Consider the following 6,391-nt stretch of genomic DNA (forward strand, 5'->3'; position numbering starts at 1 on the left):
CCTTGTGACGATCCGCGTCCTGTTGGTCGACGATCAGCCGCTGCTGCGGACCGGCTTCCGGATGATCCTGGAGGCGGAGCAGGACATCGCGGTGGTGGGTGAGGCCGGGGACGGTCTGCAGGCGCAGGAGCAGGTGCGCGTGCTGCAGCCGGACGTGGTCCTGATGGACATCCGGATGCCGCGGATGGACGGGGTGGAGGCGACCCGGCAGATCACGGGTCCGGGGCGGGACGGTCCGGCGAAGGTGCTGGTCCTGACGACCTTCGACCTGGACGAGTACGTGGTGGAGGCGCTGCGGGCGGGGGCGAGCGGCTTCCTCCTGAAGGACGCCCCGGCGAACGAGCTGGTGCAGGCGATCCGGGTGGTGGCGGCGGGCGAGGCGATGCTGGCCCCGTCGATCACGCGCCGGCTGCTCGACAAGTACTCGGCGCACCTGCCGACGGGCGAGGAGCAGGTGCCGGACACGCTGAACACCTTGACCGACCGTGAGGTGGAGGTGCTGAAGCTGGTGGCGCGGGGCCTGTCGAACGCGGAGATCGCGGCGGACCTGTTCGTCAGCGAGACGACGGTGAAGACGCACGTGGGCCATGTGCTGACGAAGCTGGGGCTGCGGGACCGGGTCCAGGCCGCGGTGTACGCGTACGAGAGCGGTCTGGTGCGGCCGGGGGCCGGCGGCCAGTAGTCGCGGGAACGACGGGGGCCCGGTGCGCGTGATGCGTACCGGGCCCTCGTGCGTGGCGGGGGGGGTGCCGGCCCTGTGGAGAGGGCCAGCCCTGTGGGAGGGCCGGCCCTGTGGGAGGGCCGGCCCTGCGGCGGGCGTCAGCCCTTGCGGATCTCCCAGAAGCGGAAGACGGTCGAGGCGTCGAGGGTCCATTCGAGGCCGGTGACGTCCTCGCGGGCGACGGCGTACTGCTTGCCCTGCCAGAGCGGCAGGACGGGGAGCTCCTCGGCGACGAGGTCCTGGAGGCGTCCGTACTCGTCGGCGGTGGCGGCGCGGTCGGCGATGGCGGCGGTCTCCGGGAGGAGCTTGCCGGTGATGGTGCCGTTCTCGTAGTGGTTGCCGAGCACGTTGCCCTCGCCGAAGAAGGGGCTGGTGAAGTTGTCGGCGTCGGGGTAGTCGGGGACCCAGCCCTTGACGTAGACGCCGTACTTGCCGGCGGCGATGTCCTTCTCGTACTGCTCGTAGGGGACGGACTTGACGTCGGCGTCGAAGAGGCCGCTCGCGTTGAGCTGTTCGGCGATGGCCTTGAGCTCCTGGTCGGTGGACGGGCCGTAGCGGCTGGGCGTGGACCAGAGGGTGAGCTTCACCTTGTCGGTGATGCCGGCGGAGCGGAGGGCCTTCTTCGCCTTGGCCTTGTCGGGGCTGCCGTAGGCGTCGAAGAAGGCGGTGTTGTGTCCGGCGATGCCGGCCGGGACGATCGAGTAGAGCGGGGTGGCCGTCGACTGGTAGACGTGCTCGACGAGGGCCTCGCGGTCGACGAGGTGGGCGATGGCCTTGCGGACGGCGAGCTTGCCGGCGACCGGGTCCTTCACGTTGAAGACGAGGTGCTGGACCTCGGCGCTGCTGCCGGTGACGACCTCGATGCCCTTGTCGGCCGTGGTGGCGGAGTTCTCGAGGGCGGCGATGTCGTCGGCGGCGAGGCCTCGGTAGGCGACGTCCACGTCTCCGTCGGTGAAGGCCTTGGCGAGGGCCGCGCGGTCGCCGCGGTAGAGCTTGAGGGTGACGGCGCTGTTCTTGGGCTTGGCGTTGCCCTTGTAGCCGGGGTTGGCGGAGAAGACGGCCTCGGTGTCGCTGAAGGAGTCCAGCTTGTACGGGCCGGAGCCGGTGGCCTTGCCGTCGGTGCGGAGCCCGTCGGCGGGGTAGTCGCGGTGGTCGACGATGGAGCCGGCGCCGGAGGCGATCTTGCTGGGGAAGGTGGCGTCCGGGACCTTGAGGCGGAAGACGACGGTCTTCTCGTCGGGGGTCTCGATGGTGTCGATGGTGGAGAGCAGCGGCGCCGGGCCCGAGGGGTCGGCGATCTTGAGGGCCCGCTCGAAGGAGAACTTGACGTCCTCCGAGGTGAGCTTGTTGCCGTTGGAGAAGGTGAGGCCGTCGCGCAGGGTGCAGGTGTAGACCTTGCTGCCCCCGGAGAACCCGCACTTGTCGGCGGCCTCGGGCTCCGGCTCGGAGCCGCCCTTCGGGAAGGCGAGGAGGGACTGGAAGACGTTGTTGAACAGCAGCCAGGAGCCGGGGTCGTAGCCGGCCGCGGGGTCGGTGGCGAGGATCTCGTCGGACATGCCGACGCGTATGCCGCCTCCGGAGCCGCCGGAGCCGCTCCCCTGTTCGGTGCCGCAGCCGCTGAGGATGGCGGCGGACAGGCCGGCGGCGAGGGGGGCCGTCAGCCACTTGTTTCGTGCCTTCACAGAACTTGCCTCTTGATCTCTTGTCAGGCCGGCCGCGCAGGGGCGCGCGGCCGGGACAACGAAGGGGTCAGGCGGTGCCGCGGCCCAGTTCCCACAGCAGCAGGTCGGAGGAGGTGTTGAGGGCGTACTCGACTCCGTTGAGGTCGTCGCGGGCGGCGACGTACTGCTTGCCCTGCCACAGGGGCAGGACGGGGACGTCCTTGGCGATGATCTTCTGGATCTGCGCGTAGACGGGGCTCGCGGCGTTGCGGTCGGCCTGGCGGCGCGAGCGCGGGATGAGCTTCTCGCGGACGGTCTCGTTCACGTACGGGGTGTTGAGGAAGTTGTCGCTGTCGAGGAACGGCGCGATGTAGTTGTCCGGGTCCGGGTAGTCCGGGAACCAGCCGAGGCCGTAGACGGCGTAGTCGCCGCGCTTCTGGGCCGTGCGGAAGGTGGACCACTCGGCGCCCTGGACCTTGGCGTCGAAGAGCTCGCTGGCGACGAGCTGGTTCTTGAGCGCCTCGAACTCCTTGGCGGTCTCGGCGCCGTAGTGGTCGGTGGTGTAGTTGAGGGTCACCTTGACCGGGGTCTTGACGCCGGCGTCCTTGAGGATCTTGGCGGCGCGGGCGGGGTCGGGCTCGCCGTACTCGTCGAAGAAGGGGGTGGCGTGGCCGGTGATGCTGGAGGGGATGAGCGAGTAGAGCGGCTCGGCGGTGGGGCCGTAGACGAGGTTGACGAGGGCGCCCCGGTCGACGACGGCGGCCATGGCCTGGCGGACGGCCTTCTGCTCGACGGAGGGGGCCTCGGTGTTGAAGCCGAGGTAGCGGATCTCGAGGCCGGGGACCTCGGTCACCCGGATCTTCTCCTTGGGCGTCTCGGTCAGGTCCTTGATCTGCTTCTGCGACAGGGAGCGGGCCATCATGTCGATGTCGTCGTGCTCCAGGGCCGCGCCCATGGCGTCGGAGTCGGCGAAGGGGCGCAGTTCGACCTTGTCGTTGCGCAGGGTGATGTCGCCCTTGTACGCGGGGTTCTTGGTGAAGACGAAGCGGGTGGCCTTGTCGCCCTCGTGCTCGACCTTCATGGTGTACGGGCCCGAGCCGTCGACGTCGAAGCCGTCGCGGAGCTTGTCGGCGGCGTACTTGTCCTTGCTGAGGATGCCGGCGACGGGGGTGGAGAGCTTGTACGGGAAGGTGGCGTCGGGGGTCTTGAGGTGGAAGACGATCCCGTCGGTGCCCTGGGTCTCGATGGTGTCGATGTTCGAGAGGAGGGCGGCCGTGCCGTTGTCCGACTTGATCTTCAGGACGCGCTCGATGGAGAACTTGACGTCCTCGGCCGTGATGGGGGTGCCGTCGGCGAAGGTGAGGCCGGAGCGGAGCGTGCAGCGGTAGCTCTCGCTGGCCTTGTCGGAGAAGCCGCAGGTCTGGGCGGCCTCGGGGACCGGCTCGCCGCCGCCGCGGGGCACGTGCAGCAGGGTCTGGACGGTCTGGCGGAGGATGTTCCAGGCGCCGGTGTCGTAGGCGTAGGCCGGGTCGAGCGGGGCGGGGGCGTCCTCGGTGACGATGAACTGGTCCGTGGTGCCGACGGTGATGGCCCGGGCGTCCTCCGATCCGCCGCAGGCGGCGAGCAGGGGGGCGAGCAGTCCGGCCACGGCCGGCAGCACCAGGGTCTTGCGGTTCATCAGGGACGATCTCCTCATCCGGCACTGGGGTACAGCGGTCAGTGGAACTCCGCCGCCTGCCGCCCGGTCGGGGCGGGAGCGATCGGGCCGGGTGTTGCGATCGGTCCTGTGTTCACGGCGACTTGGGTATGCGCCGGTGCACGCGGTTATGCGGCGAAGTACTCGCGAAAGATTAATGGGCGGCGCCGGTATCGCTTGACCGGGGCCGTACAGGGGCGTAATCGAAGAGTGATCATGGATGCGTCGGTCTCGATAACCATGCGCCGGACGTTGGGGACGACGCTTACCCAATCGGGACACAGGGGGCACCCAAACGTCCGGTTTTGAGACAGGGGACGAGAAAGGGCCACCCACCGTCCGGCACTCTGAGTGACCAAGGTCACGTAGACGCTTTTCGGTGAATGGCCCGATCGCTTTACCTGATCGTTTTCCTCAGGGAAAGCTCAAATTCCCGTGATCAAGGTCCGCAGGAACGGCACGTCGACCTCTTCCAGCGAGCGGACCACGACCCGGCCCGGGGAGGGCGCGATCGGAGCGACGGAGGGCACCGCGACGACCCGGCAGCCCGCCGCCTCGGCGGCCGCCACACCGGTCGCGGTGTCCTCGATGACCGCGCAGAGCGCGGGGTCGGCCCCGACGCCCCGGGCGGCCGTCAGATACGGCTCGGGGTGCGGCTTGGTGCGGACGACCTCGTCGCCGGCGACGGTGAGCGCGAAGCGGTCGCGGCCGAGCGAGGCGAGGACCCGGTCGATGATCCGCCGGTGCGAGGCGGAGACCAGGGCGGTCGGGATGGAGTGCCGCGCCAGCTCGGCGAGCAGCCGCTCCGCCCCCGGCATGAGGGGGACGCCCCGGTCGATGCGCTGCTCGAACTTCTCGTTGAGCAGGACGGTCAGCTCTTCGAGGGTGATGTCGGCGCCGGTGGACTCGATGAGGTAGCCCGCGCTGCGGGTCATCGGGCCGCCGACCACGACGTCCCGCCAGGCCTCGTCCAGCCGGTGCCCGAGGTCGGCGAAGACCTCGACCTCGGCGTCCCACCAGAACCCCTCCGTGTCGACGAGGGTCCCGTCCATGTCGAGGAAGACCGCCTGCAGGGCGGAGCTGCCGTTGGTACGGAACAGGGACGCGGGGACCGTGCTGGTCATCCGGCACACCTCCATGGAGGGACGAGAAGGCCGGCCCCCCTCCCCGGTACGGGGAGGAAGACCGGCCTGCACTGGACCGACAAGTGTACGTCGTGATCACCGTGAAGGCGCGGATTTGTGCCGCGCCGTCATGACGGGGTCACCGAGCGTTGAAGTACTTCGCCTCGGGGTGGTGGATGACGATGGCGTCGGTGGACTGCTCGGGGTGGAGCTGGAACTCCTCGGAGAGGTGGACGCCGATCCGCTCCGGGCGCAGCAGTTCCGCGATCTTCGCGCGGTCCTCCAGGTCGGGGCAGGCGCCGTAGCCCAGCGAGAAGCGCGCACCGCGGTACTTGAGGTCGAACATGTCCTCGACGTTCTCGGGGTCCTCCCCGCCGAAGCCGAGCTCGGCGCGGACGCGGGCGTGCCAGTACTCGGCGAGGGCCTCGGCCAGCTGCACGGAGAGGCCGTGCAGCTCCAGGTAGTCGCGGTAGGAGTCGGACTCGAAGAGCTTGGCCGTGGCCTCGCCGATCTTCGAACCGACGGTGACGACCTGGAGGCCGACGACGTCGGTCTCGCCGGACTCCTCCGGGCGGAAGAAGTCCGCGAGGCAGAGGCGGCGGCCCCGGCGCTGGCGCGGGAAGGAGAACCGGGTCCGCTCGTTGCCCGCCTCGTCCAGGATGATCAGGTCGTCGCCCTTGGAGACGCAGGGGAAGTAGCCGTGGACGACGGCCGCTTCGAGGAGGTTCTCGGTGTGGAGGCGCTCCAGCCAGCCGCGCAGCCGGGGCCGGCCCTCGGTCTCGACGAGCTCCTCGTACGCCGGTCCGTCGCCGGCCCGGTTCTGCTTGAGGCCCCACTGCCCCTTGAAGAGGGCGCCCTCGTCGAGCCAGGACGCGTAGTCCTTCAGCGGGATGCCCTTGACGACGCGGGTGCCCCAGAAGGGCGGGGTCGGCACCGGGTTGTCGGTGGCCACGTCGGAGCGGCCGCCGGGCTCCGGCTCGTCGACCTGGAGGGCGGCGGTTCCGGCTCCCTTGGCCACCCGGCGCTGCTTCAGCTCGGGGAGCACGGCTCCGGGGACGCCGCGCTTGACTCCGATGAGGGCGTCCATGAGGCGGAGGCCCTCGAAGGCGTCGCGGGCGTAGCGGACCTCGCCCTCGTAGATCTCGTGGAGGTCCTGCTCGACGTACGCCCTGGTCAGGGCCGCGCCGCC

5 protein-coding genes are annotated in these 6,391 nt (G+C 69.9%); 1 reads left to right on the plus strand and 4 read right to left on the minus strand.

What is annotated here, in order from left to right; genetic code table 11:
* Nucleotides 1-4: 4 nt before the first annotated feature.
* On the plus strand, nt 5-682 hold the full coding sequence (locus ACIGW4_RS36825; protein ID WP_398710703.1) for a response regulator: 678 nt from the start codon (nt 5-7) through the stop codon (nt 680-682).
* 137 nt (nt 683-819) lie between these two features.
* On the opposite strand, the gene ACIGW4_RS36830 is transcribed toward ACIGW4_RS36825, so the two are convergent.
* From ACIGW4_RS36830 to ACIGW4_RS36845, 4 genes are all read right to left on the minus strand, one after another.
* Complete coding sequence (locus ACIGW4_RS36830; protein ID WP_123450604.1) at nt 820-2,403, minus strand: ABC transporter substrate-binding protein; 1,584 nt, start codon at nt 2,401-2,403, stop codon at nt 820-822.
* 67 nt (nt 2,404-2,470) lie between these two features.
* Nucleotides 2,471-4,060 (minus strand): ABC transporter substrate-binding protein, encoded by a 1,590-nt coding sequence (locus ACIGW4_RS36835; protein ID WP_123450606.1) that lies wholly within the window; start codon nt 4,058-4,060, stop codon nt 2,471-2,473.
* A gap of 443 nt (nt 4,061-4,503) precedes the next feature.
* Nucleotides 4,504-5,202 carry an HAD family phosphatase gene (locus ACIGW4_RS36840; RefSeq protein WP_123450608.1) on the minus strand — a complete coding sequence of 233 codons (699 nt, stop codon included), beginning with the start codon at nt 5,200-5,202 and terminating at the stop codon, nt 4,504-4,506.
* Between the two features lie 139 nt (nt 5,203-5,341).
* Nucleotides 5,342-6,391 (minus strand): vitamin B12 dependent-methionine synthase activation domain-containing protein (locus ACIGW4_RS36845; RefSeq protein ID WP_399585929.1); only part of this gene is annotated, 1,050 nt, incomplete at its 5' end.

The organism is Streptomyces sp. NPDC053513 (assembly GCF_044544765.1).
GTDB lineage: Bacteria > Actinomycetota > Actinomycetes > Streptomycetales > Streptomycetaceae > Streptomyces > Streptomyces litmocidini.